Source organism: Mesorhizobium sp. U510, assembly GCF_059180695.1.
Genome location: NZ_CP180532.1, coordinates 2,642,167 through 2,666,014 on the forward strand (window position 1 = coordinate 2,642,167; position 23,848 = coordinate 2,666,014).

The 23,848-nt window shown below is 61.8% G+C and carries 23 protein-coding genes and 1 pseudogene; 9 read left to right on the forward strand and 15 right to left on the reverse strand.

Annotated features, from left to right (window positions below; all coding sequences use genetic code 11):
- Positions 1–16: 16 nt before the first annotated feature.
- The 4 genes from ACLGL5_RS14440 to ACLGL5_RS14455 form a co-directional block, all read right to left on the reverse strand.
- Complete coding sequence (locus tag ACLGL5_RS14440) at positions 17–793, reverse strand: SDR family oxidoreductase (protein ID WP_069091364.1); 777 nt, start codon at positions 791–793, stop codon at positions 17–19.
- A 5-nt stretch (positions 794–798) separates the two neighbouring features.
- A complete protein-coding gene (gene dgoD / locus ACLGL5_RS14445; protein ID WP_069091365.1) occupies positions 799–1,971 on the reverse strand; it encodes a galactonate dehydratase in 1,173 nt (390 codons plus the stop codon).
- Positions 1,972–2,528: 557 nt separating this feature from the next.
- The gene (locus ACLGL5_RS14450; RefSeq protein WP_038644760.1) at positions 2,529–3,422 is read right to left on the reverse strand and encodes an NAD-dependent epimerase/dehydratase family protein; all 894 of its coding nucleotides are present in this window, start codon (positions 3,420–3,422) and stop codon (positions 2,529–2,531) included.
- Positions 3,423–3,484: 62 nt separating this feature from the next.
- Positions 3,485–4,642: a mandelate racemase/muconate lactonizing enzyme family protein gene (locus ACLGL5_RS14455; RefSeq protein WP_069091366.1), complete on the reverse strand. Its 1,158-nt coding sequence runs from the start codon at positions 4,640–4,642 to the stop codon at positions 3,485–3,487.
- A 287-nt stretch (positions 4,643–4,929) separates the two neighbouring features.
- Here ACLGL5_RS14455 and ACLGL5_RS14460 point away from each other — a divergent pair, with 287 nt between their 5' ends.
- Complete coding sequence (locus ACLGL5_RS14460; RefSeq protein WP_064986303.1) at positions 4,930–5,916, forward strand: aldo/keto reductase; 987 nt, start codon at positions 4,930–4,932, stop codon at positions 5,914–5,916.
- 87 nt (positions 5,917–6,003) lie between these two features.
- Here the strand turns inward: ACLGL5_RS14460 and ACLGL5_RS14465 are convergent, their stop codons facing one another.
- A complete protein-coding gene (locus tag ACLGL5_RS14465; RefSeq protein ID WP_196774196.1) occupies positions 6,004–6,657 on the reverse strand; it encodes a FadR/GntR family transcriptional regulator in 654 nt (217 codons plus the stop codon).
- A gap of 403 nt (positions 6,658–7,060) precedes the next feature.
- Here ACLGL5_RS14465 and ACLGL5_RS14470 point away from each other — a divergent pair, with 403 nt between their 5' ends.
- From ACLGL5_RS14470 to ACLGL5_RS14490, 5 genes are all read left to right on the forward strand, one after another.
- Positions 7,061–8,341: an ABC transporter substrate-binding protein gene (locus ACLGL5_RS14470; RefSeq protein WP_069091367.1), complete on the forward strand. Its 1,281-nt coding sequence runs from the start codon at positions 7,061–7,063 to the stop codon at positions 8,339–8,341.
- A gap of 2 nt (positions 8,342–8,343) precedes the next feature.
- Complete coding sequence (locus ACLGL5_RS14475; protein WP_051726728.1) at positions 8,344–9,267, forward strand: carbohydrate ABC transporter permease; 924 nt, start codon at positions 8,344–8,346, stop codon at positions 9,265–9,267.
- Positions 9,264–10,142, forward strand: coding sequence for a carbohydrate ABC transporter permease (locus ACLGL5_RS14480; RefSeq protein WP_083246618.1), 879 nt, complete (start codon positions 9,264–9,266; stop codon positions 10,140–10,142). Before ACLGL5_RS14475 ends, ACLGL5_RS14480 begins: the two co-directional genes overlap by 4 nt.
- Positions 10,143–10,251: 109 nt before the next feature.
- Positions 10,252–11,007, forward strand: a complete 756-nt coding sequence (locus ACLGL5_RS14485; RefSeq protein ID WP_069091368.1) for an RraA family protein — start codon at positions 10,252–10,254, stop codon at positions 11,005–11,007.
- Positions 11,008–11,032: 25 nt separating this feature from the next.
- Positions 11,033–12,088 (forward strand): ABC transporter ATP-binding protein, encoded by a 1,056-nt coding sequence (locus tag ACLGL5_RS14490; RefSeq protein WP_069091369.1) that lies wholly within the window; start codon positions 11,033–11,035, stop codon positions 12,086–12,088.
- A 59-nt stretch (positions 12,089–12,147) separates the two neighbouring features.
- Here ACLGL5_RS14490 and ccoS read toward each other — a convergent pair.
- The 8 genes and pseudogenes from ccoS to ccoN all read right to left on the reverse strand — a co-directional run.
- A pseudogene (gene ccoS, locus ACLGL5_RS14495) lies at positions 12,148–12,288 on the reverse strand (cbb3-type cytochrome oxidase assembly protein CcoS); the annotation flags it as partial.
- On the reverse strand, positions 12,285–14,576 hold the full coding sequence (locus ACLGL5_RS14500) for a cation-translocating P-type ATPase (protein WP_069091370.1): 2,292 nt from the start codon (positions 14,574–14,576) through the stop codon (positions 12,285–12,287). The gene ACLGL5_RS14500 and the pseudogene ccoS, both read right to left, overlap by 4 nt.
- Positions 14,573–15,070 carry a FixH family protein gene (locus ACLGL5_RS14505; RefSeq protein ID WP_069091371.1) on the reverse strand — a complete coding sequence of 166 codons (498 nt, stop codon included), beginning with the start codon at positions 15,068–15,070 and terminating at the stop codon, positions 14,573–14,575. The genes ACLGL5_RS14500 and ACLGL5_RS14505 overlap by 4 nt, the downstream gene beginning before the upstream one ends.
- Positions 15,067–16,626: a cytochrome c oxidase accessory protein CcoG gene (ccoG, locus tag ACLGL5_RS14510; RefSeq protein ID WP_069091372.1), complete on the reverse strand. Its 1,560-nt coding sequence runs from the start codon at positions 16,624–16,626 to the stop codon at positions 15,067–15,069. Before ccoG ends, ACLGL5_RS14505 begins: the two co-directional genes overlap by 4 nt.
- 210 nt (positions 16,627–16,836) lie before the next feature.
- Positions 16,837–17,700, reverse strand: a complete 864-nt coding sequence (gene ccoP, locus ACLGL5_RS14515) for a cytochrome-c oxidase, cbb3-type subunit III (RefSeq protein ID WP_019860164.1) — start codon at positions 17,698–17,700, stop codon at positions 16,837–16,839.
- A gap of 2 nt (positions 17,701–17,702) precedes the next feature.
- Entirely contained in the window at positions 17,703–17,852 is a 150-nt protein-coding gene (locus ACLGL5_RS14520; RefSeq protein WP_019860163.1) for a CcoQ/FixQ family Cbb3-type cytochrome c oxidase assembly chaperone, read from the reverse strand.
- Between the two features lie 11 nt (positions 17,853–17,863).
- The gene (ccoO, locus tag ACLGL5_RS14525; RefSeq protein WP_494372925.1) at positions 17,864–18,595 is read right to left on the reverse strand and encodes a cytochrome-c oxidase, cbb3-type subunit II; all 732 of its coding nucleotides are present in this window, start codon (positions 18,593–18,595) and stop codon (positions 17,864–17,866) included.
- A 9-nt stretch (positions 18,596–18,604) separates the two neighbouring features.
- Positions 18,605–20,215, reverse strand: a complete 1,611-nt coding sequence (ccoN, locus tag ACLGL5_RS14530) for a cytochrome-c oxidase, cbb3-type subunit I (RefSeq protein WP_019860158.1) — start codon at positions 20,213–20,215, stop codon at positions 18,605–18,607.
- A 242-nt stretch (positions 20,216–20,457) separates the two neighbouring features.
- Here ccoN and ACLGL5_RS14535 point away from each other — a divergent pair, with 242 nt between their 5' ends.
- Positions 20,458–20,868 (forward strand): hemerythrin domain-containing protein, encoded by a 411-nt coding sequence (locus tag ACLGL5_RS14535; RefSeq protein ID WP_038652171.1) that lies wholly within the window; start codon positions 20,458–20,460, stop codon positions 20,866–20,868.
- A 2-nt stretch (positions 20,869–20,870) separates the two neighbouring features.
- Here ACLGL5_RS14535 and ACLGL5_RS14540 read toward each other — a convergent pair whose 3' ends face one another.
- Positions 20,871–21,599 (reverse strand): Crp/Fnr family transcriptional regulator, encoded by a 729-nt coding sequence (locus tag ACLGL5_RS14540; RefSeq protein ID WP_027047203.1) that lies wholly within the window; start codon positions 21,597–21,599, stop codon positions 20,871–20,873.
- A gap of 156 nt (positions 21,600–21,755) precedes the next feature.
- Here ACLGL5_RS14540 and hemN point away from each other — a divergent pair, with 156 nt between their 5' ends.
- Positions 21,756–23,105 (forward strand): oxygen-independent coproporphyrinogen III oxidase, encoded by a 1,350-nt coding sequence (hemN, locus tag ACLGL5_RS14545; RefSeq protein WP_019860154.1) that lies wholly within the window; start codon positions 21,756–21,758, stop codon positions 23,103–23,105.
- Positions 23,106–23,117: 12 nt separating this feature from the next.
- On the opposite strand, the gene ACLGL5_RS14550 is transcribed toward hemN, so the two are convergent.
- On the reverse strand, positions 23,118–23,405 hold the full coding sequence (locus tag ACLGL5_RS14550) for a potassium channel family protein (protein ID WP_236952284.1): 288 nt from the start codon (positions 23,403–23,405) through the stop codon (positions 23,118–23,120).
- Positions 23,406–23,429: 24 nt separating this feature from the next.
- Between ACLGL5_RS14550 and ACLGL5_RS14555 the strand changes: the two genes are divergently transcribed.
- The gene (locus tag ACLGL5_RS14555) at positions 23,430–23,696 is read left to right on the forward strand and encodes a hypothetical protein (protein ID WP_494372926.1); all 267 of its coding nucleotides are present in this window, start codon (positions 23,430–23,432) and stop codon (positions 23,694–23,696) included.
- Positions 23,697–23,848 lie beyond the last annotated feature (152 nt).

Genomic DNA, 23,848 nt, shown 5'->3' on the forward strand with positions numbered 1-23,848 from the left:
CCTCCCTGCTTGGTTGTCAGTCGTGGTACAGAACCGAGCGTCCACCATCGATGGTGATCGTCTCGGCATTGATGAACGGCGCTTCGTCCGAAGCGAGAAAAACCGCCGTCATTGCAACTTCGTCCGGCCTGCCAATGCGCTTGGGCGGATGAAGGTCGTAGGCCCGCCGCTTCTCCTCGGCCGGGTCGGGAAACGTGTTCCAATAGGCTTGCGCGATCGGCGTCTCGATGTAGCCAGGGGCGATCGCATTCACGCGGATGCCGCGCGCCGCATATTCGATGGCGAGCGAGCGAGTCAGGCCGACAAGCGCATGCTTGGCGACCGGATAGGGAAATGTGTGGGGAATGATCTTGAAGGCGTGGCAGCTGGCTATGTTGACGATCGACCCCGAACCGTTTGCCAGCATCGTCGGCAACACCGCTTTGGCACAGAACCACGTGGCCTCAAGATCGAGCCTGAGACAGCGGTCCCATTCCTCGTCCGGCATCTGCAAAGGTTCGTGGAAGACATTGGCGCCGGCATTGTTGACGAGAACATCGACGCCGCCATAGGCCGCGATCGTCTTCGCCACCATGTCGGCCACTGCCGCGGTGTCGGTGACATCGGTTTCGACGAAAATGGCGTCGGCGCCCTTGGCACGCAATTCGTCGGCGACCGCCTTGCCGGTTGTCGCATTGAGCTCGGCAATCACGGTCTTTGCTCCCTGCATCGCAAAGGCCCGGGCGGTGGCGGCGCCGATGCCCTGGCCGGCGCCGGTGATGATTGCGATCTTTCCCTGAAGCCTGCCTGTCATGGCGCTCACCAGTCGACCACGGTGCCGTCGGGCATGACGGCGTTGCGGGCATGCAGCACTTCCTGCTTGAAGGGATGGCGCGCAATGACTTCTTCATTCACGGTGACGCCAAGGCCCGGCAGATCGGGCACGTCCCAGCGGCCGGGTTTGCGATCGATCGGCCAGGTGACGACATCGTCGTACCAGGCAACCGCGCCCGACATCTCCTCCTGGATGATGACGTTCGGCGTCGATATGCCGAAGTGAAGCGCTGCGACACCGGCGATCGGGCCGAGCGGGTTGTGCGGCGCAAGGCCGATGCCGGCGGTTTCGGCCAGAGCCGCGATCTTCTTGGTCTCGAGCAGGCCGCCAGTATGGCAGATATCGGGCTGGGCGATGTGGAAGGCGCGCGCCGCAATCGAATGGGTGAATTCGCGGCGCCCGATCAGCCGCTCGCCGGACGCGATGGGGATCGACGATCGCGCGGTGATATGCGCCAGGCCGGCGACATCTTCCGGCGGTACCGGCTCTTCGGCGAACATGATGCGGGCCGGTTCGATCGCCTTGAGATAGTCCATTGCCGCGTTGACGGAGGCCGGGCGTCCGTGAAAGTCGACCATGATGTCGATATCGGGACCGACGGCCTCGCGCAGCGCGCCAACCATGTTGGCAACGGAGTCGACCGCCTTCGCCGGCGAGACATAGTGGGTGTAGGGAATGCAGACGACCTTGACCGCATCGTAGCCGGCCTGCGTGACGATGCGTCCGCGCTCGACGATCGTGTCCGCCGACCCGCTCTCATAGACCGCCTTCATGTCGCCGAGGCCGAGATGCGTATAGGTGCGCAGATAATCGCGGACCTGGCCGCCGAGAAGCCGCCAGACCGGGACGCCCAGCGACTTGCCCAGAATGTCCCAGAGCGCGATCTCGATGCCGCTGACGGCCGACATTCCCTCGACGCCGAGACGCCAGAAACCGTGGCGCGTCAGGATCTGGTAGCACTGCTCCACATTACGCGGATCCTGCCCGATGAGCAGTGCCTCAAGATCCTGAAGCGCGCCAACGACGGCACGCGTCTTCCATTCCAGCGTTGCCTCGCCCCAGCCAAACAGGCCGGGCTCATCGGTTTCGACCCGAACGAAAACCCAATTGCGCATTTCCGCATTGCAGACGAGCGTCTTGATGGCCGTAATTTTCATAGATGCTCCCAGGTGCGCCGTCTTTTTAAAAGTTATTATGTATGATTTATTATGGATCATATGAGCAAGTCAAGCGCTTCGTCGGCTGCACCGGCTTCGCGTCGTATTCGGCTGCCGTGCTGGCGGCTGACTACCGTTGGATGGATCCAGAATGGTCAGGGTCCGTCATCGCTTTTCACCAGCGAATGACCGCAGCGGGCGCGAAGCCCTCATCGGGTCTGAGCCCGCAATGGCTTCATAGGGTCAGGTCACGTCGATGAAACGCGGGGAGGTTGATCAGAAAAAACCGGTCCCGCCCGTCAGTTCTCTGCGCGGCGATATCTTCCGACGCCATGCCATCATGAACGTCTCGGCATCGCCACCTGCGTTGCGGAAGGCCTGGGTCGATTCCGTGATCCTGCCGCTCATCAGAGCCGGACAGGACATTGCTCGCAGGCGAAGGCTTCTACGCCAAATTGAATCCGCCGCATCTCGCGATGATTCCCCAAGCTCCTCACAAGATTTGGGTCGAACGTGGATGCGCGCGCGACATCGCCGTTCCAATCGCGCAGGCACTGTCATGAATTCGCCGGGCTTCGCCAATCATGTACTTGCCTGAACCCTAGGACCTCGCGCACTTTTCGATTTGAGATTGGCCCCTCGAACACATCCATGGAGCGCGTAATTGGCGTGTCGGGGGCATGTTTCTTGAGAAACTCCGCCGTTGGCGTGTCCGCAACGATGTTGTCGTTGACGGCGTTGAAGATCTGGAATCCCAAACCGTCCTTCTCGATGCACAGATCCACGATCTGGCCGAGATCGCGCGCATCCATATAGGTCCAGCCGTCTCTCCGCCGTTTTGACGCGTCGGCCAGGAATTCCGGGAAGCGTGCATAGTCCTGCGGTTCAACGACACCGCCGATCCTGAGTGCATAGATGTCGGCTCCGCTACGGGAGGCGAAAGAGCGTGCAATCTTCTCGCCCAACACTTTGGAAAGACCATAGCTGTCGGTCGGATCGACGTCGTAATCCTCATCCACCGGAAACGACGTGAAATCGCGTTCGCCCTCGGCAAAGCACACGCCATAGACCGTTTCGCTGGAAGCGGTGACGATCTTGCGGATGCCGAGCTTGGTGGCGGCCTCGATCACATTGTAGGTCGACTGCACATTGGCGGCGAACATGGCGTTGTCCGGTCGCAGGAATATCCGCGGGATCGCCGCGAAGTGGACCACTGCGTCGACCGGGCCGCGGCCCTTTCCGCCGAAATACTCTTTGAACCCGAAATGCAGCGTCAGCGCATTGTAGGTTTCGCCGGCGTCGGCAAGGTTGGTGATGACGGTGTCGACCCCTGGAACATCGAGCGGCGTCAAGTCGAGGTTCAGGACCTGATGCCCGCGTCTCAGCAAATAGGGTATGACATGCCGGCCGATCTTGCCGCTGCCGCCGGTGAAGACGATCCGCTTGCCCATGGTTTCCTCCCAAGGATTTATTTGATCGTGCGCCGGATCCCGTCAGCCAAGCCGGTCATCCGCTATTCAAAGACGCCGAAGCCGGGGACGGCGTGTTTGCGGACTCCGTCCATGTCGAGCTCGACGCCGATGCCGGGCACGTCGGGCACCACGATATGGCCGTCTTCGACGATCGACCTAGCGCCGTTCGGCAGGCGGATATAACTGTCCCACGCTTCCCGCTCCTCGAGCGCGTGCCATTCCAGCACCAGGAAGTTCGGAACGCTGGCGCAAACATGACATGTCGCCATCGTGCCCAGCGGCGTCGACACCAGATGCGGCGCGAACGGCACGTAGTACATCTCGGCGAGATTCGCGATCTTGCGGCTTTCAGCCAAGCCGCCGCATTTTGGCACGTCGGGCATGATGACGTCGGCGCCGTAATTCTGGAGCAGTTCCCGAAAGCCCCAGCGCAGATATAGATTTTCGCCAACGCAGATCGGCGTCTTGGTCCGCATGCGGATCTGCTTCAGGGCCTCGACATTTTCCGCCGGGATCGGCTCTTCCAGCCACAGAAGATTGAAGCGTTCCATCTCGGCCGCTATGCGGCTGGCGCTGAGCACGTCATAGCGTGCGTGCAGATCGATGCACAGATCGATGTCAGGGCCGACCGCATCGCGCACCGCCGCGACGCGCTCGATCATGGAGCGCAGCTCGGCGCCATTGATGGTGTGGTTCACCGCGTCGAACTTCGCAGGGTGGTGCAGATTGTCGATGTCGAATTTCAGCGCGGTGAAGCCTTCCGCCACCATGCGGCGCGCGCGTGCCGCGCATCCCTGCGGCGATCCCGATTCATCATCGCCGTCGCCGCAATCGGCATAGAGCCTTATGCGGTCGCGGAACTTGCCGCCGAACATGCGGTAGAGCGGCTGGCCGGCGGCTTTCGCCGCCACGTCCCACAAAGCCATTTCTAGCCCGGTCAGGGCGATGAGGAAGATGCCGGCCTGGGCGCCGGAAAAAACATGATCGCGGCGAATCTTGTCCCAACAATATTCGACATTGCGCGGATCCTGGCCGATGAGTTCCGACTTCAACTCCGAGATCAGCCCGACGATTGCGGCCGCACCTGCGTCGGGATTGGCTTCGCCATAGCCGGAGATGCCGGCGTCCGTATCGATACGGATCAAGGTCGCCTTGCCGTGGTACGCGACCACCGCCGTCTTGATGTCCACGATCTTCATCGAATCCTCCCCGTGATGCCGCCGCGCTTACAGACGCAGATTTCTATCTAAGCCAAACTTGTCTAATAAGCATACAAGATGAAGCGACAAGACGTAAACCCCCTTTGAGGGATTTTGCGTGAATGGCCCATCAACCATTTAATACCATTGAGTTATTTGAGAAACTCGTGGCTCCCGATCAGGAATCACAAATCGCAAGAACCTACTTGTTAGACGAGTATATAAGCGTATAAATTAGGTTTCTGCAGGGCGATAGCCCACGCATGCCGTCAATCAGGAGGAACAGGATGCAACAGCGACAGCTCGGATCGTCGCCGGTCAAGGTATCGGAGATCGGCCTTGGGACTTGGGGTATGTCCGGCGCGTTTTGGGGCGCGGCCGACGATGAGGAATCGATCCGGGTGATCAGACGCGCCCTGGAGCTCGGCATCACGCTGATCGATACGGCCGAAGCCTATGGACATGGCCATGCCGAGGAGGTCGTCGGCAAGGCGCTGGCCGGCCGCCGGGGCCATGCTGTTATCGCGACCAAGGTCGCGCCCAACCATCTCGAACCCGCCGCGATTGAGGCGGCACTCGACGGTTCGTTGAAGCGCATGCAGACGGACTATGTTGACGTCTATTTCGTCCACTGGCCGAACTCGGATTTTCCGATCGGCCCGACCATGGAGATGATGGAGCGGCTGCGCTCGTCAGGGCGCATCAGGGCGGTCGGCGTTTCGAATTTCAGCACCGCCGACATGGACAGTGCGCGCCAGCATGGCGTGATCGATGTTCTCCAGCCGCCCTACAACATGCTGTGGCGCGAGGTCGAGGCTGAGACGCTGCCCTATTGCCGCAAGCACAATATCGGCGTGATGCCTTATAGCGGTCTCGCCCAGGGACTGCTTACCGGCCTGTTGTCAGCGGATACCAAATTCGTCGAGGGCGATGAGCGTCGTACCACCGTTCTTTTCCAGCCGGGCACCTACGAGCGCGCGGTGAACGCCGTCGACGCCCTCAAGCCGATCGCGGCGCGCTATGGCAGGACGGTTCCGCAGCTTGCGATCCAGTGGCTGACCAGCAGGCCGGGCGTCAGCTCGCCGCTGGTCGGCGCGCGCACCGTCAAGGAGCTGGAGGAAAATGTCGAGAGCGCCGGCTGGACGATTTCCGACGCGGACATAGCCGCCATCGACAGGATTACCGCGCCGGTGTGGGCGGAAATCAAGGACAAGGGCGACATGTTCGGTTTCCGTGCACGCCAGCGCCAGGAACAGCAAGCGAAGAGAGCTTAGTTCACTTTTCCGGATTGCTCCAAATCAAGCCGTGTCCTCCCGACACGCTGCGGTGCGGCCAGCGCCAATGCTGGCTGCGCCGCTCCTTCATCGAGGCAAGCCGACCGCGGTGGTTTTCTTGAGGTGCCGGCGCATGGCTTCTTCCGCTCGCTTTTCATCGCGCGCCACGAGCGCCTCGTAGATTGCCCGGTGCATTTCGGTTGCCGAGGGCAGCGCATGCGGCATCTGATTGCTAATGCGCCTGCTCGCCATCTGCCACCACCGGGACGAATACATGAAACGGTCGAGGATCCTGTTCTGGGCCGCCCGGCAAATCTCCATGTGGAAATCCAGGTCGAGTTTCAGATAGGCGTCCGGATTGTCCTCGCTGGCCGACATCGCCGCCAGCAAGGTGCCAAGACGCTCAAGGTTTTCCTTGGTCATATGCTTGGCCGCGATCGCGGCGATGGCCGGTTCGATGATTATCCGCGTCGCATGCGCTTCGGCCAAAATCTCGCGGCTCTGCTCGGGCGGCAGCCAGTCGATGAGCAATGGACTGAGATAGTCCCACTCTTCGGCCGGACGCACCACCACGCGCCGGCCCTGCGCGATCTCGATCATGTCGAGAGACGCCAGGATCTTCAGCGCCTCCCGCGCGACCGCGCGCGAAACCCCGAACTCCTGAAGGATCTGCTGTTCCGACGGTCCCTGGCCACCGGTGATGCCGCTGCTGGCAATTCGACGCGCGAGCACGCCGGCCACCTGCTTGGGCAAAGTTTGAAGCTTGACCTCCATGGCATCCATCATTAACATCCACTTGTCTGATAAGCTTATAGGCTGATAGCTAGATATGCAGTCAACTTATCTCATGGATGCTCACTAACCCATAACTCGGTCTGCGGGAAGGGAGGATCGAACGGTGGAGGTCCCCGACAGTTCCATTCCTGGCTTTCCTGGCTTTCCGTCGTCCGAGATCAGGATCGTTACGCTTTCGCGTTGGGACAAACGTGCCTAATCGCCCGGCGGGCGCGCAAGCGTCGTCCGGGACGTAATCCAGGCAGTATCGCTGCGGGAGGAGCAAGCCGCCGCGGACTTGCCAGAAGGGTTGAAAGTTATCGGCCGACCCCTGGATGGGCCGACCAATCAAACCAAGGAGGAGATTGTGATGTCCGCAAACCTATCGAGACGCAAATTCCTGGCCGCAAGTGCGGCAGTGACGGCCGGCTCGCTCGCCGCGCCGTGGATTGCCAGGGCAGACGCGAACGAGATCACCGCACTGCTGATAACCGGCGGCCCGCTCTATCCCAAATACTGGGAAAAGATCGTTCAGGATTTCACCGCCAAGACCGGCGTAAAGGTTCGCTACGACCTGCTGGAATTTACCCCGCTGACGGCGAAGGTGGTCACGCTGAGCGCGGCGCGATCAAGCCAATACGACGTCTACAGCACCCACACGGCGCAGATCGATTCCTACTTCAACCATTTCGCTCCGCTGAACAGCTATTTCAGCGATTCCGAACTGGCGGAATTCTATCCGGTTGCGGTCAAGTACCTGCGCGACCCCAAGACAGGTAATCTGGCGGCCATTCCGCGCAACATGGATTCCCGCGTCCAGTACTACCGCAGCGACATCTACCAGGAGAAAGGCCTGAAGCCGGCCGAGACCTGGGAGGAACTCGTCGATGTCGGGCTGAAACTGACCGGCAATGGCCATTATGGGCTGGTCGTGCCGGGGCAGGGCGACCCCGCGCAACGCACCTTCAGCGATCTGCTCTGGCAAGCCGGCGGCGATTGGGTGGACCAGGCCAACAAACCGGCTTTCAATTCCGAAGCCGGCATCAAGGCCCTGACCTTCTATCGCGATCTCATCCAGAAGCACAAAATCGTGCCGCCCGACGCGGTCGGCTATCAGTGGAACGAAAATTCGACCGAATTCTCCTCGGGCACGGTCTATGCCAATTTCGATTGGCCGGGCGCCTTCGCGACCCTGTCCAATCCGGAGACCTCGCGCGTCGTCGGCAAATGGTCGACAGCACCTTATGTCAGGGACAAGGCGGCGATCTCATGCGCCATCTCCCATGCCATGGCGCTCAACGGGCAATCCGGACGCAAGGACGCCGCCGTCGAATTCATCAAATATACGGTCGGTCCGGAAGCGCAGCGGCTGCAGTTCGATCAGTTCACCAACTTCCCCAGCAGCCAGGCGATCGCCAAGGAAGTGATATCAGCGGCTAAGGGGCCTCAGGCCGTGTGGCTGCAGCAACTCGAGACGACGATAGCCAACGGCAAGGAATGGCCGAAGCTCGCCGGCTTCTCGAAAGTCTGCACGCTGATGTTCTCGGCCATCGAACAGGCCCTGACCGACCAGGCCTCTCCCGCCGACTCGCTCAACCAGGCGGCGACCGAGGCCGAGGAGATCATGCGCCGGGCCGGAGCTTACGATTGACGATGCCGCCCGTCGCGCAGCATCAGGTGCCGGGGCGTCGGCGACGTTCGCCGCTGCCCTACACCTGGCAGAGAGGATACCTTCTGGCCAGCCCGGCGCTCCTCGTCATGCTGGCCATCCTGATCTACCCGCTTGGATACTCGTTCATCATGAGTTTCTTCCGCTGGGATCTCAGCGGCTCGGCGCCTTTCATCGGGATGGGAAACTACACAGACGAACTCTTTGGCCGCCAGTTCAACCAGGCGCTGCGAAATCAGGCCATATTCAGCATCATTTCCATCACGATCGAGGTGGTGGCTGGAATGGCGATCGCCGTGCTCGTCAACGGCAAATTGCGCGGCATGCGGCTCGCCCGCACGTTGCTTTTGGTGCCGCCGATGATCGCGCCCGCCGTGGTGGGCCTGAATTTCCGCTGGCTGTTCAACACCCAGTACGGTCTGGTCGACGCGCTGCTGCGCATGTTCAATCTGCCCGACATTCCATGGCTCAACGACCCCACCTGGGCTCTTGTCTCGGTGATTGTCGCCGATGTCTGGCAGAACACGCCGCTGATGGTGCTGCTGTTCCTCGCCGGCCTGCAGTCCTTGCCGCAGGAGCCGCTCGAAGCCGCTACGGTGGACGGCGCCACGCCATGGCAGCGCTTCTGGCACATCGTGCTGCCGCTGATGCGCCCGGTCATCATGATAGCGCTGATGCTGCGCATCATCGACACGTTCCGGACCTTCGACGTCGTGTGGCTGATGACGCAGGGCGGGCCGGGTGGCGCCACCAACCTGCTCACCGTTTACTCCTACCTGCTGGCGTTTCAGGCGGTGGATTTCGGGCACGCGGCGGCGGTCTCCTACATCGCCCTCGGGATGTCGCTGTTCGTGCTCGGGCTCCTCTACGGAGTGCCGTGGCTGATTGCGAAACGGAGAGCGATATGAGCGAAGCCGCCATCGTCAACGCACGCGCCAGGCCAAAGCGCCGACGCCGTCGGTTCACGGCAGGGACCGCTGGTCAATACCTGGCGCTGGCCTTGACCGTCGCCTTCACCGTCTTTCCGCTTGTGTGGCTGTTCCTGACCTCGATCCGCAGTTCGGCCGACATCTTCTCCGTCCCGGTACACATTATCCCCGAGACCGCGACCCTGACACAATACGTGGCGGTTTTCGCCGAGTACGACACGATGGGTTATGTCTGGAACACCGTCATCGTCTCGATCGCGACGGTCATCCTGGTCCATCTGCTGGCCATTCCTTGCGCCTATGCGCTGTCGCGCTTCAGGATGCCTGGCGCCATGCTGATTTTCGGGCTGCTTTTGATCATGCGCATGATCCCGGTCATCGCGCTTGCCATACCGCTCTTTGCCGTATTTGCCGCCTTGGGCCTGCTCGACACCATCTGGGCGCTGATCCTGAGCCATACGGCGGCCAAACTGCCTGTCGCCATCTGGCTGCTCCTGGGCTTCATCCAGGATGTGCCGAAAGAGATCGAGGAGGCAGCCCAGTCGGACGGCGCCGGCACGGTGCGCACTTTGGTCCAGATCGTGGCGCCGCTGATTGCACCTGGCATCGGCGCGAGCGCGGTCATCACCTTCCTCTTCACCTGGAACGACCTGCTGCTCGCCTTGACGCTGACCTCGAGCAAGGCCGCGCAGACGCTGCCGGTCGGGCTCACCAACTTCGTCTCGCAGTACGGCATCGACTGGGGCGCCATGTCGGCTGCCGGCGTCCTCATGGTCATCCCGACCCTTGTGTTCGTCTGGTTTGCCCAGGGCCTGCTGGTCAAGGGCCTCACAACCGGCGCGGTTCGCGGCTGAACGGCGGACATGCGCCACAAGGAACTCGATGGCTTCGACGACGGGTTGGATACGCAACTGAATGACGATCGATGAGGTTGTCACCTCACCGTGCAATGGAGGAAACGGCATGGCAGCTGACCAGATACCGGCGATATCAGATATTTCCCGACCGCCGAGAGAATTGGTCGACGCGCTTGCGGCGATCGGCTCGGCGACACTGGCCAGCGAGCTTTACCATAAGATGGGCATTCGCGACCCGCAAATACGAGGCCCGCATCCTCTGAGACCTGGCCGAACGGCGGCGGGACCTGCTCTCACGCTCCAGTGCATGCCGAAGCGCGAGGATCTCTACAACGAGACCGAGTATGAGGAGCCGGAGCGGCAGTTGCACCGTCACGTGCTTTACCCCACGCAACCGGGCGACATGGTGGTGGTCGATGCACGCGGCGACCTCGGCAGCGGCATCTTCGGTGAGATGATGCTGACCTATTTCGCCGGGCGCGGCGGGGCCGGCGTGGTGGTCGATGGCTGCATCCGCGATTCGGCCCAGGCGGCGGCATTGGATATCGGCATCTGGGTGAGGGACGTCACGCCGAATTTCCACGCCCAGACCAACATCGTCCCCTTTGCCGTCAACGTTCCCATCGCCTGCTCTAACGTGCTTGTCATCCCTGGCGACATCATTGTCGCCGACGATGACGGCGTGGTCGTCGTGCCTATCGCCCTTGCGGCAAAATTGGTTGAACTCGCCGGCGCGCATATCGAGTGGGAAGAGTTTTCGCGCTCGCGCCTGGCGCAAGGAGGAGACCTGCGGAAATACTACCCGCTGAGTGCCGAGGGCGAGGCCGAATACCGCGCATGGCGGCATGCTCAACAGAAATGAGTGATGCCGGACGGGAGGAAACCAGATGTCTGCAATCGAAATAGAACAGCTCGGCAAGAGCTTCGGCGCCGTGGAAGTTCTGCGCGACGTGAACATCGAAATCGCGAGCGGCGAGTTTGTGGTGCTGGTCGGTCCGTCGGGCTGCGGCAAGTCCACGCTGCTGCGCATGATAGCCGGGCTGGAAGAGCAGACGACAGGCGAGATCCGCATCGGCGGACGCGTCGTCGACGAAATGCCCGCCAAGTCGCGCGACATAGCGATGGTCTTCCAGAGTTACGCGCTCTATCCGCATATGAGCGTGGCCGACAATATGAGCTTCGCGCTTCGGCTGGCCAAGGTTCCCAGGCAAGAGATTGTCTCGAGGGTGAAGGCGGCGGCCGAAATCCTTGGTCTGCAGGATTTGCTTGGCCGCATGCCGCGGCAATTGTCCGGCGGCCAGCGCCAGCGCGTCGCCATGGGCCGCGCCATCGTGCGCGACCCCTCCGCCTTTCTATTCGACGAGCCGCTCAGCAATCTCGACGCCAAGCTGCGCGTGAAGATGCGGGCCGAGATCAAGAAGCTTCACCAGCGGCTCGGCCGCACCAGCATCTACGTGACCCACGACCAGACCGAGGCGATGACGCTCGCCGACCGCATCGTGGTGCTGAACAAAGGCCGCATCGAACAGATCGGAACGCCCTCCGAACTCTACGAGAACCCGGCCAATCTGTTCGTTGCGAGCTTCATAGGATCTCCGGAAATGAACCTGGTCAGGGGCCGCGTCGAGAGTGGCGCATTCATCGCCGAACAAGGCCTGCGCCTGCCACTGCCGAAGGAGGCAGGGATAGGGAACAGGCAAGGCGTGGTTTACGGGATTCGCCCCCAGCACATCGCTATCGGTGGCAGTCACGCAAAGGCGAGGGTCCAAGTGGTCGAGCCAACCGGGGAAGCCCAGGAAATCACCCTGACTGCTGATGGCGTCGACCTGATGGCGGAAATCCGGGAACAGCCACCATTCAAACCTGATCAAGAGGTGAACCTGGAGATCTTGGTGCACAAGGTGCATCTGTTCGACACCCAGAGCGGCACCAGGATAAACTAGGGGGCGCTTGTTCTCTCGACACTGTCCACTTTCGCCAAGGCGATGCGCCCGCTCGGCGGCTCATCCCCATCGATGAGAATGCGCTCCGCCGCTCCATCAAGATCCTCATACTGGCCGCTTCTCAGGGCCCACAGAAAGCCGCTCAGTCCAAGCGCCCCGAGGAAGAGCGCCACGGGGATGAGATAGACGAGCGTCGTCATGGGTGTTGGACCGACAGGCCGGGGCGTTCGCGCCGGTTGCGCGAAGTGTTTTCAGGCGATGAGCTTTTCGCGAAACCTTGCAGCCGCATGGCGTTTCCGATCACCAGCAGCGACGAGGCGGACATCGCAATCGCCGCGATGAGCGGCGTCACGTGCCCCGATATGGCGATCGGCACGGCGAACGCGTTGTAGACAATGGCAATGGCGATGTTCTGTCGAATGAGCCGGCCTGCCTTTCGCGAGATATCCAATGCCAAGGGCACCGCCAGTAGGCTTTCGCGCAGGAAGACGAAATCGGCGGCATTGCGACCGACATCGGCCGCGGTGGCCGGGGCCATCGAGACATGCGCCGCGCCGAGCGCCGGAGTATCGTTGAGTCCGTCGCCCACCATCAGGACCTTGTGGCCTTCCCTCGACAGCGCCTCGATCCACTCGACCTTGCCGGACGGGAGCAGGGCTGGAACGAAGTCCTCGATCCCCAAGGTCTTGGCGACGTCGCGACAGGCATTGGCGGTGTCGCCGGACAACATCTGGACCGACATTCCGGCATCCTGCAGTTGCCCGACCGCGGCCTTGGCGTCGGCGCGCGCGGCGTCTTCGAAGGCAAAGGTGGCAACGATCATCCCGTTCTTCGAAAGCACCGTCCCGCCATAGCCGCCATATTTGCCTTCGCCGCCGGTCCGCGCCTTCCATCCAGCCCATCCGCGCCGGCCGAGGCGCCAGGTGTTGCCTTCGGTGACGGCTTCCATTCCGAAGCCGGGGTGCTCGCTGACGGACTGGAGACCGGGTTGACTGGAAGAGCCCGCGAAACCGGCTATGGCCTTCGAGAATGGATGGCGCGAATGCGAGGCCATGTCGGCCGCGATCGCCAGCATGGCCGGGTCGATGGATGGCCCATTGATCAGCCTTGGCCGTCCGAGCGTGAGGGTCCCGGTCTTGTCGAACAGCACCGTATCGATCGCCGCCAGTCGTTCCATGGCCGAACCGTCCTTGACCATGACGCCGGCCTCGAAAAGACGTCGCGCCGCGACGACCTGCACGATCGGCACGGCCAGGCCGAGCGCGCATGGGCAAGTGATGATGAGAACGGCAATCGCGATCGTCATTGCCAGATGCCAGTCGCCCGAAGCGACCATCCATCCAAGGAACGTCAGCAAGGCAGCGAGATGGACCACCGGAGCGTAGAGCGCCGAGACCCGGTCGGCGATCCTGCGATACTGCGAGCGGCCGCCCTCCGCGGCTTCCATGAGCCGGACCATTTCGGCCAGGAAAGAATCCTTCGCCGCGGCCGTCGCCTGCATGGTCAGCGGGCCGGTGAGATTGAGCGTGCCTGCCTGAACCTGGGCTCCCGCTCCCACGGTCCGGGGCGTGCTTTCCCCGGATACCAGTGAACAATCGATATCCGAAATACCGCTGAGGATATTGCCGTCGACCGGAATTCGCTCGCCGGCGGCGATGTGCAGCGCCATGCCCGGTTCGATCTCGCCGACCGGCAGGTAATCGCGCACGCCATCACCGCGCAGCACGACGGCGCCGCGCGCCGCGAGCCGCGACAGGCCATTCACCGCGGTGCGCGCCCGTTCGCGCATGACGTGGTCAAGCGTGCGGCCGATCAGGAGGAAGAACAGCAGCGAAACGGAAGCGTCAAAATAGGCGTGGTCGCCATGGTTGACGGTTTCGTAGAGGCTCATGGCGTAGGCAAGTGACACGCCGACCGCAATCGGGACGTCCATGTTCATGCGCCCGTGGCGCAATGCATTCCAGGCCGAGCGGAAATAGATGCCGCCGGCAAAGGCCAATGCCGGGATGGCGATCAGCGCCGAGACCCAGTGGAACAGGTCGCGGGTCGCGCCTTCGGCGCCGGACCAGACCGAGACCGACAGCAGCATGATGTTGCCGGCGGCAAAACCCGCGACCGCGACCGCCCGGATCAGCTCCGAAAGCGTCTTGTCCTTGCTGCCGGTCTCCGGATCGAAGAGATGCGCTTGGTAGCCCAGCCGCCCGAGCGTTGCGAAAAATGGCGGAGCCTCGTCGCCATGCCACTGGACCGAGACCCGTTTGGTCGACAGGTTGACGCGAGCGCTCTCGACGCGATCGAGCTTTCCCAGTGCCGTCTCGATCGTCTGGATGCAGGCCGCGCAGTGGACCGTGGGTACCGAAAGATCGGTCTGGCAAAGGTTGTCGCCGATCGATCGGCTTGCCAGCCTGATCTCCTGGCTGGACGGCAGAACCGATGTAGCGCCCGCCAGATCCAGCGTCATTTCAGCGCCAGGTGCACAACAGCTCATTTCATCGCCCCATGGGAAATCATGATCCTGCGGACGTCACGATAGGCTTTGTCCAGACCGGCATCGGCGTCGACTTCGACGATCCAGACACCATCCTTCGGCGTATGCTGCGCGGCGAAGTCCTGACCCGAGGCGAGGGTGAGCGTGATGGCCTTATCCTCCTTCTCATAGGCGGGATGGCGAAACAGCACCCTGACGCCATGCAAGGCGACCGGCTTACCTCCGGCATCGGTAAGGCTGTAGCGAACCTCGCCCGCTGCGATGGTCAGTTTGCCGGTCCAGCCGAGGGCCGCCTGCGCGCGCCCCTCCTCGGCTTTCTTGTTGAATTGTTGGCTCGCCACATAGGTGTTCTCGACCACCAGGCCGGTCCAACTCGTGCTGGCGAGCGTCGCCATGGTCAGATTGACCGCGATGACCACGCCGAAGAAGGCAAGGACGATGGCCAGCATGTGCCTGCCGGTGAATTCGCGGGACTTTTGCGCCTTGGCGGTCATCTGGCGATCTCCGGTGCGTTGAAGGTGGCGGTGTATTCGTCCGACTCGAAGCTCGCCTTGTCCTCGGCCCGGAACTTGAAGGTCTGTGCCGTGCCCTGGATCTGGCCTGCCGGCTGACGTACGAAAACCTTCAGCATCTTCAGCCGGTCGGGTTCGACCGAGATGGGAACGGAGCGGCCTGCCGGCTGATCGATGCCGACCACGCTCATCTCTGCTCCTTCCAGGCCCTGAAGGGTGACGACGATCGTCCTGGGCTCGGGGATCATGTTGAGCAGCTTGACGGTGTAGCCATTGCGGATGGAACCGTCGGAAAGAGTGACGAACTGCGGATTGCGGTCGTGCAGCACGTTCACTTCGAGCCGGTCGCGCGTCAGCAGCGAATACAGCAGCCCAAGGCCGATCAGCGACCACAGGCCCATGTAGACGTAGGTGCGCGGCCGAAAGATCTTGCGAATGTGGAAATGGGCCACCTTGTCGGAGAACAGGCCGTCAGCGGTTCGGACCAGCGACGGATTGACTGAACCCGAGCCCCCGGCGGTCGCCAGCATCATGTTGGCGTTGTAGTCGGAGAGCGTCGCGTAGGAGATCAACCCATGCTCCCTGCCGAGCTTGTCCATGACGCCGTCGCAAGCGTCGATGCAGAGCGCGCAGGTGATGCATTCGAGTTGCTGGCCGTCGCGGATGTCGATCCCCATCGGGCAGACCGCGACGCAGGCATTGCAGTCGACGCAGTCGCCGACAGGCTGCCCCGCGGCGATCACCTTCTTGGCGTGGCGCGAGCGCGGCTCCCCGCGCCAGTCATTGTAGGTGACGGTGAGGGAGTTCTCGTCGAGCATGGCCGCCTGGATGCGCGGCCAAGGGCACATATAGGTGCAGACCTGCTCGCGCATCAGCCCGCCGAACGTATAGGTCGTCGCCGTCAGTACGGCGATGGTGATGTAGGCGACGGGAGCCGCCGTGCCGGTGAAGATTTCGCCGGCCAGCGTTGGCGCATCGGCGAAATAGAAGATCCAGGCGCCGCCGGTGGCCGCGCCTATGACCAGCCAGATGGCGTGTTTCGAGACCCGCAGCACGAGCTTGCGGGCGGTCCAGGGGCCGGCATCGAGCTTCATGCGAGCATTGCGGTCGCCCTCGATGGCGCGCTCGACGACCAGAAATAGATCGACCCAAACGGTCTGCGGGCACGTATAGCCGCACCAGGCGCGCCCGACCGTCGAGGTGATCAGGAAGAGGCCGACGCCGGCCATGACCAGGAGGCCGGCCACATAGTAGAATTCCTGCGGCCATATTTCGATGAAGAAGAAGTAGAAGCGCCGGTTGGCGACATCGAGCAGCACCGCCTGGTCCGGGGCGAACGGACCGCGATCCCATCGCAACCACGGCGTCAGGTAGTAAATGCCGAGCGTGATCGCCATCACGAGCCATTTGAACTGGCGAAAGCTGCCCGATGCACGCTTGGGGAAAACCTTCTTGCGCGCAGCATACAATGGCTGGCGCACTTTGGCGGAGTTGACCGCCTCTGCTTCGAGCCGTTCTACCTGCGTATTGTCCAGCACCGGTCTCTCCCGTCATGCAGCTTGTGATTTCGCCAGGCGGTCGCCCTATCGATGCGTGGCAGCGCGAAATGCAGCGTCGACCGGACTTTGCCTCCGGTTGGATCGCGACGCGTTGATGCAGGTCAATCCCGGGACTAGAATACAGTCGAGGCCCGGCAGGGCCGGGCCTCGTCGCCTGGACGGAGAGGGCAGGAGAATAGGCCCCCGTCGCTATTCTCCGCCGCCAAGCGAATGTACGTAGACTGCGAGCTCCTTGACCTTGGTCTCGCCGAGACGGTCAATCCAGGCTGGCATCACGCCGTGTTTCGGCGCGCGCACCTGGGCGGCGATGGCTGCCTCGCCGGACCCGTAGAGCCAGATGGCATCGGTCAGATCGGGGGCGCCGAACTCCCTGTTGCCTTTCGCGTTGGCGCCATGACAGGCCACGCAGTTTTCCGCGAAGACCTTGGCGCCGGGCTCGATCAGACTTGCGTCCTGGACCTTGCCGGAGAGGCTCGCCACGTAGGCGCTGACCTGTGTGATTTGCTCGGGCGTGATGATGTCGCCAAAGCCCGGCATCTCGGAGATGCGTGTGTCCGGGTCGGACGCGAAGCGGATGCCGTGCGTGATCGTCTGCTGGATCTGGTCGGCCTTGCCGCCCCACAGCCAGTCGTCGTCATTCAGGTTGGGAAAGCCCTTGGACCCCTGTGCGCCAGAGCCATGACACTGAACGCAATTGACCTTGAATGTGGCTCCGCCGGCCGCGACCGCGAATTCACGGAGGGCATCGTCGGCGGCAATCTCGGACACGGTCTTCGATTGAATTGCCGCGACATACTTGCCCTTCGCAAGTTCGGCCGCCGCCAGCTCGTTCTTGACGTCATTTCGGCTCGAATAGCCAAGCAGCCCACTCGTCGCGGAGGACAGCATCGGCCATGCCGGATAGGCGATGGTGTAGCCGATAGCCCAGGCGATGGTGATGTAGAAGGTTATCACCCACCACCTGGGAAGAGGGTTGTTGAGTTCCCTGATGCCATCCCATTCATGGCCGGTCGTCGAGATGCCCGACACGTCGTCGATATGCTCTGTGCTCATGATCAGTCATCCTTGAGGGGAATGCGGGCGGCTTCATCGGCCTGGCTGCGGCCGCCTGGTCGAAGTGCGAAGGCAATGCATCCGACAAAAAAGAGCGCCATCGCCAGCAAGCCCCAACTGTCAGCGAATTCCCGCATCAGATTGTAGTCCATGGTCGTCCTCCTCAGCGGTAACCGGCGGCTTCGTCGTAGTGTTTGAAATCGACCAGCGTGCCGAGCATCTGCAGATAGGCGACAAGCGCGTCCATCTCGGTGACCTGCTGCGGATTGCCGTCGAGATCGCCGACCTTCGCTTTCGGATAGCGGGCCAAGAGGCCGGATGTGTCGGCGTTGGGATCGGCCTGCGCCGTCAAATCGGCGTTGGCGTTCGCGATCATGTCGTCGGAGTAGGGGACGCCAACGCGCCTGTTCGCAACCAGATGCGTCGAGAAGTCCTTCACCTCGATCGGCTTGTCTTTGAGAAAGGCATAGCCCGGCATGATCAATTCCGGCACCACCGATCGGGGATCGGACAGATGCTGCACATGCCACGTGTTCGAGTAGCGATCGCCGACCCGGGCCAGATCCGGCCCGGTTCGCTTTGATCCCCATTGGAACGGGTGATCGTACATCAACTCGGCCGCCAGGCTGTAATGACCATAGCGCTCGACCTCGTCCCGGAATGGCCTGATCATCTGGCTGTGGCAGAGGTAGCAGCCCTCACGCACATAGATATTGCGGCCGGCGAGTTCGAGCGGCGAGTAAGGCCGCATGCCTTCGACCTTCTCGATCGTATTGTCGAGATAGAAGAGCGGGGCGATCTCGACGATGCCGCCGACCGTCACCACCAGAAGGGAACCAACGAGAAGAAGCGTGGCGTTCTTCTCGATGATCGCGTGTCTGTCCATCAAGCCCATTTCTGGCTCCTATTGTGCAGGCTGGAGAGCGGGAACGGAGCCCGGCAACGGTTGCTCCTGGCGCTGGTGGCCGAGGATCGTCATGGTGATGTTCCAGGCCATGATCAGGGCGCCGGACAGGTACATGGCTCCGCCGATGGCGCGCATGACGTAATAGGGATGCATGGCGGCGACGGTTTCGGCGAAGGAGTAGACCAGGAAGCCCTGCTCGTCGTATTCGCGCCACATCAGGCCCTGCATGATGCCGGAAACCCACATGACCGCGGCGTAGACGACGATGCCGAGTGTCGCCAGCCAGAAGTGCCAGGTCACGAGGCGCAGCGAGTAGAGGCGTTCACGGTTCCACAGCTTCGGCACCATGTAATAGATCGCGCCGAACGAGATCATGCCGACCCAGCCGAGTGCGCCGGAATGAACGTGGCCGATGGTCCAGTCGGTGTAGTGGCTGAGCGAGTTGACCGACTTGATCGACATCATCGGGCCTTCGAAGGTCGACATGCCGTAGAAGGCGATGGCGATCACCATCATGCGGATGATCGGATCGGTGCGGATCTTGTCCCAGGCACCGGACAGTGTCATCAGGCCGTTGATCATTCCGCCCCATGACGGCATCCAGAGCATGATCGAGAACACCATGCCGAGCGTCTGCGCCCAATCGGGCAGGGCGGTATAGTGGAGATGGTGAGGGCCAGCCCAGATATAGAGGAAGATCAGCGCCCAGAAGTGGATGATCGAAAGGCGATAGGAGTAGACCGGCCGGTTGGCCTGCTTGGGCACGAAGTAATACATCATGCCGAGGAAGCCGGCCGTCAGGAAGAAGCCGACCGCATTGTGGCCGTACCACCATTGCGTCAGCGCATCCTGGACACCGGAAAATGCGGAGTAGCTCTTCGAGCCCAGGAAGGAGGCTGGCATCGACAGGTTGTTGACCACATGCAGCATCGCGATGGTCACGATGAACGACAGGTAGAACCAGTTGGCGACGTAGATATGCGGTTCCTTGCGCTTCAGGATCGTGCCGAGGAACAGGAGGAGATAGGCGACCCAGACGATGGTCAGCCAGATGTCGACATACCATTCAGGCTCGGCGTATTCGCGGGATTCGGTAATGCCGAGCAGATAGCCGGTGGCCGCCATGACGATGAAAAGCTGGTAGCCCCAGAACACGAACCAGGCGAGATTGCCGCCGAAAAGCCGGGCGCGGCAGGTGCGCTGCACCACATACATTGACGTGCAAAGCAGAGCGTTGCCGCCGAAGGCAAAAACGACGCCGGATGTGTGCAGCGGCCGCAAGCGCCCAAAATTGAACCAGGGCTGGATGTTGAGATCCGGGTAGGCAAGCTGCAGCGCGATGACCACGCCGACGAGCATGCCGACCACGCCCCAGAACATGGTGGCGATGGCGCCGTAGCGGATCGGCCCATCCATATAGGCGGACGGATCGATCCGCGCTGCCGGCGCGAAACTGGTCTTGCGCAGAAGAATAGCGATAAAGCCCAGCAGCACGATGAACAGCACCCACATATGCTGGCGGAAAGGCTCATCCACGCCAAAGCCGGCGGCCACCAGGGCCGCGAATGCAAACAGGCTTAGAGCCACAGTTTCAGTGCCGAATTTCATGACATGTCCCCGACCTCGGATTCCGTGCGCGGAGAACAATCCGCATCAGCACCAATTCCTCAGCCGGGTTGCCGGCGCCTTGATCCATGTCAAAGCCCACCGCGTTATCATTGGGCAGCGTAAGCCTTGTGAAAGACCGGAGGCTGACATTGAATTCGGAGAAAGTGCGAGGATCGTCGCTGTTTGAAAACTACCGGGACATCTCCACGCTGGCCGGGCGGGAGGCCGTCCCGACCGCTGTGATGCGGCGTGCGCATGACGAGAAACTCCGCCTTTGCGATGCTTTGGAAAAAATCGCGGACGCTCTGCCGGGTGTTGATCGGATGATATGCCTCAGCACAGCCAACTCGATCGTGCCGCTTCTGCGCAGTATCCATCAGTACGAAGAGGCGATCATTTTTCCGGCTTACGAGGAGGCGGTGGTCGGCAGCGAGGCGAACCTTGCCTCGACCCGGCGATTGCGGGCCGAGCATGTGGAAGACGAATGCTTTGCCGGTGAGGTGACTGAAATCCTGCTGGCCATCGGACATGGCGAGACAGTCGAGAATCCTGAAGCCATCGGGTTCATGTTGCGCGGCCTGTTCGAGAACTTGCGCCGGCACATCGCGTTTGAACGCGAGCATGTGCTGCCGATGATCGGGATCGCTGATTGAGGTCAGGCGCCAGAGCGGCCGGCCAAGCGGGTAAGGCTGGTCACCGTCACATGTCGATTGTTCTCGGTCCGGATTAGCCCATCTGTCCGCAGCCGGGTCAACTGGCGGCTCACCGTCTCGATCGTCAGGCCGAGGAAATCGGCGATGTCGGCGCGTGTGAGCGGCAGCTCGAAGCTCGTCGCGTTGGTGGCCGGATCGAGCGTGGGATCGATGTTTCTGGCAATCATCAGCAGGAAGCTCGCCACTTTTTCGGCGGCCGTCTTGCGTCCCAGCGTCACCATCCAGTCGCGTGCTTCGTCAAGCTCGTTCAATGTCTGCTTGAGCAGGCGATGCTCGAGCTCTGGCGATTCCCTCATCATTCTCTCGATGGACGCTCTTGGAAACGAGCACAGGGAGACGGCCGTTGCCGCTTCGGCGTTGATAGCGCTTTCCACCTTGAATGGCCGCCCCAGAAAATCGGGAGCAAACTGAAGCCCGACAATCTGTTGGCGACCGTCCGAAAGGCTTTTCGTCAGCTTCACCACGCCGGAAAGCACGTTGGAATAGCTGTCGACGGTCTCGGCGTCGCCAATCAGTTCCACGCCCGGTTCAATGGTGTGCTTTGACGAAATCTTGGCGAGCCCGACCAATTGATCGGCGTCGAGCGCACCGCAGACGCCGCGATGCCGCGCCTCGCATGATTGGCAAAGCACGGGAATGCCGGCGCTATGAACATCTTGACGCACTGTCATCACGATCGTCCGATGGCCCTGGGTATCGGCAAGATAAGTGTCGGCCATTGAAAAAGCCTTGTGACAGTTTGTCCGGTGCAAAGGCTTTGACCGAAATCAAGGCATTGGCGCGTGATTGGGGCCATTGCCTGACCTTGCAAACACAGGGAAAGCGACATGCAACCGGAAGTGGCCGCCAGGCTTGGCGAAAATGTACCGCGCTACACGAGCTATCCGACGGCGCCTCATTTCCACCCGGGGGTTGATGCGACTGTCTGTCGGACTTGGCTCGAAGCGCTCGAAAGCCATGACGAGATATCGCTCTATCTGCATATTCCCTACTGCGACAAGCTGTGCTGGTTCTGCGCATGCCACACCAAGCAGACCCGGCACTATCAGCCGGTGGCAAATTTTCTACACTCCTTGCATAGAGAGATCGAGACGATTGGCAGCCTCGTGCGCGGCAAGGGCCGGGTGCGCGCCATCCATTTCGGCGGCGGCTCGCCGACGATGCTGAAGCCCGAGGACATCCTGTCGCTGGGAAAAGCGCTGCGTGATCGTTTCGATGTGCTCGACGATGCCAGCCTCAGTGTCGAAATCGATCCCAGCGACATGGATGAGGCCCGGCTCGACGCCCTCTGCGCGATCGGCATGACGAGAGCGAGCCTCGGCGTTCAGGATTTCGATCCCAAGGTGCAGCAAGCCATCAATCGCGAGCAAAGCTTCCTGCTGACCAAGAGCGTAGTGGACGCCGTGCGGGCGCGTGGCGTGAATTCGGTGAACCTCGACCTGCTCTACGGACTGCCGCACCAGACCCTTGAGAGTGTTGCCCGGACCGTCGCCCAGGCGTTGACGTTGCAGCCCGACAGGCTAGCGCTGTTCGGCTATGCACATGTTCCCTGGTTCAAGAAACATCAGACCATGATCGACGAAGCATGGCTCCCCGATTCTGCCGGACGGTTGGCGCAATCGCAGCTCGCCGCCCGGCTGATCGTGGACGCCGGATACGAGGCCCTGGGCCTGGACCATTTCGCCAAGCCGGACGATACGCTCGCCATCTCGGCTCGCACCGGCAAGATACGTCGCAATTTCCAGGGCTATACAGAGGACAATTGCGAGACGCTGATCGGGCTCGGGCCGTCCGCGATCAGCCGGTACCGCCAGGGCTACGCCCAGAACATCGTCGCAACCGGCGCATACGAGAAGGCCGTGGATTCCGGACAGCTGGCAGTGGCGCGCGGCATCGAGCTCAGCGTCGACGATCTGGCGAGAGGCTGGATCATCGAGCGTCTGATGTGCCATTTCGCCTTCTCGGCCATCGAACTGGTCGAACGCTTCGGCGACGTCGGCCAGCGACTCCTGGCCCTAGCAAGTCGACTTGCGATCAGCGGCGGCGACCTGCTGCTTCGGCTCGACGGCGAAAACTTCGTCGTGCCGAAGGACAGCCGGCCGCTTGTCAGGACGGTGGCAGCGAAGTTCGACAAGTATCTCGAAGCCGGCACGGCCAGGCATTCAGTGGCGGTCTGAGCGCCTGTCCGGTCAGAAGTGCTCGCCGACCCTGAACGGGCCGATACGCGTTCCCGCCGCGATCAGATAAGCGGTCGACCAGCCGATCAGGAGAAACCCGTTCACGCCCTCGAGCGCCGCCAGGACGCGCCAGCCATGGGCGGGAACCACGTCGCCATATCCGACCGTCGAAAAGGTGATGGTGGAAAAATAAAGCGCGGTCTCGAAGTCAGGCAAGACGCCGAGTTCAAGATATACGCCGGCCCACAGCCACACCTCGGCCGTGATGACGGCAAAGAGCCCCATGACGACGCTGATCATCGCAATCACTCGGCTGCGCCGGCCATGCATGCGGAAGCGAGCGACGAGGTGCGCCATGGCGTGGGTGATCGCGATGAGGCCGAAGGTGTGGATGAGGACCGTCAGGCTGATGACGATCGTGCCGGCGAACAGATTTATGACCATATGCTGATCGTAGCGGCGCAGCGGCGCTTTGCATTGTGCAAGATCAAACCGATGGAGGCGGCCTTCTTCTGGGGCGCCGGCCAAGATCCGGCATTGCGCAAATATTTCGCGGTCGACTTTACCGAATTACAATCAGTCATCTGCTAAGGTACATCGATATCTCGGACGATCGCCGCCAGGCGAAGGCATGATGCCGCCCCGTCCGTGCCGGTTTGAGGCCGGCGGTTGCGCTCTTCACGCATGACTGCGGCGCCGGCGATGCGCCCTGTTTCGCCGCCGCGCCAAGCGCGTCGGCTTCC

Excerpts from the sequence above, each read along its gene's own strand:
- ACLGL5_RS14440 (WP_069091364.1), bottom strand. The coding sequence starts at position 793 with ATGACAGGCAGGCTTCAGGGAAAGATCGCAATCATCACCGGCGCCGGC.
- dgoD (WP_069091365.1), bottom strand. The coding sequence starts at position 1,971 with ATGAAAATTACGGCCATCAAGACGCTCGTCTGCAATGCGGAAATGCGC.
- ACLGL5_RS14450 (WP_038644760.1), bottom strand. The coding sequence starts at position 3,422 with ATGGGCAAGCGGATCGTCTTCACCGGCGGCAGCGGCAAGATCGGCCGG.
- ACLGL5_RS14455 (WP_069091366.1), bottom strand. The coding sequence starts at position 4,642 with ATGAAGATCGTGGACATCAAGACGGCGGTGGTCGCGTACCACGGCAAG.
- ACLGL5_RS14460 (WP_064986303.1), top strand. The coding sequence starts at position 4,930 with ATGCAACAGCGACAGCTCGGATCGTCGCCGGTCAAGGTATCGGAGATC.
- ACLGL5_RS14470 (WP_069091367.1), top strand. The coding sequence starts at position 7,061 with ATGTCCGCAAACCTATCGAGACGCAAATTCCTGGCCGCAAGTGCGGCA.
- ACLGL5_RS14475 (WP_051726728.1), top strand. The coding sequence starts at position 8,344 with ATGCCGCCCGTCGCGCAGCATCAGGTGCCGGGGCGTCGGCGACGTTCG.
- ACLGL5_RS14480 (WP_083246618.1), top strand. The coding sequence starts at position 9,264 with ATGAGCGAAGCCGCCATCGTCAACGCACGCGCCAGGCCAAAGCGCCGA.
- ACLGL5_RS14485 (WP_069091368.1), top strand. The coding sequence starts at position 10,252 with ATGGCAGCTGACCAGATACCGGCGATATCAGATATTTCCCGACCGCCG.
- ACLGL5_RS14490 (WP_069091369.1), top strand. The coding sequence starts at position 11,033 with ATGTCTGCAATCGAAATAGAACAGCTCGGCAAGAGCTTCGGCGCCGTG.
- ACLGL5_RS14500 (WP_069091370.1), bottom strand. The coding sequence starts at position 14,576 with ATGAGCTGTTGTGCACCTGGCGCTGAAATGACGCTGGATCTGGCGGGC.
- ACLGL5_RS14505 (WP_069091371.1), bottom strand. The coding sequence starts at position 15,070 with ATGACCGCCAAGGCGCAAAAGTCCCGCGAATTCACCGGCAGGCACATG.
- ccoP (WP_019860164.1), bottom strand. The coding sequence starts at position 17,700 with ATGAGCACAGAGCATATCGACGACGTGTCGGGCATCTCGACGACCGGC.
- ACLGL5_RS14520 (WP_019860163.1), bottom strand. The coding sequence starts at position 17,852 with ATGGACTACAATCTGATGCGGGAATTCGCTGACAGTTGGGGCTTGCTG.
- ccoO (WP_494372925.1), bottom strand. The coding sequence starts at position 18,595 with ATGGGCTTGATGGACAGACACGCGATCATCGAGAAGAACGCCACGCTT.
- ccoN (WP_019860158.1), bottom strand. The coding sequence starts at position 20,215 with ATGAAATTCGGCACTGAAACTGTGGCTCTAAGCCTGTTTGCATTCGCG.
- ACLGL5_RS14535 (WP_038652171.1), top strand. The coding sequence starts at position 20,458 with ATGCGGCGTGCGCATGACGAGAAACTCCGCCTTTGCGATGCTTTGGAA.
- ACLGL5_RS14540 (WP_027047203.1), bottom strand. The coding sequence starts at position 21,599 with ATGACAGTGCGTCAAGATGTTCATAGCGCCGGCATTCCCGTGCTTTGC.
- hemN (WP_019860154.1), top strand. The coding sequence starts at position 21,756 with ATGCAACCGGAAGTGGCCGCCAGGCTTGGCGAAAATGTACCGCGCTAC.
- ACLGL5_RS14550 (WP_236952284.1), bottom strand. The coding sequence starts at position 23,405 with ATGATCAGCGTCGTCATGGGGCTCTTTGCCGTCATCACGGCCGAGGTG.
- ACLGL5_RS14555 (WP_494372926.1), top strand. The coding sequence starts at position 23,430 with ATGCATGCGGAAGCGAGCGACGAGGTGCGCCATGGCGTGGGTGATCGC.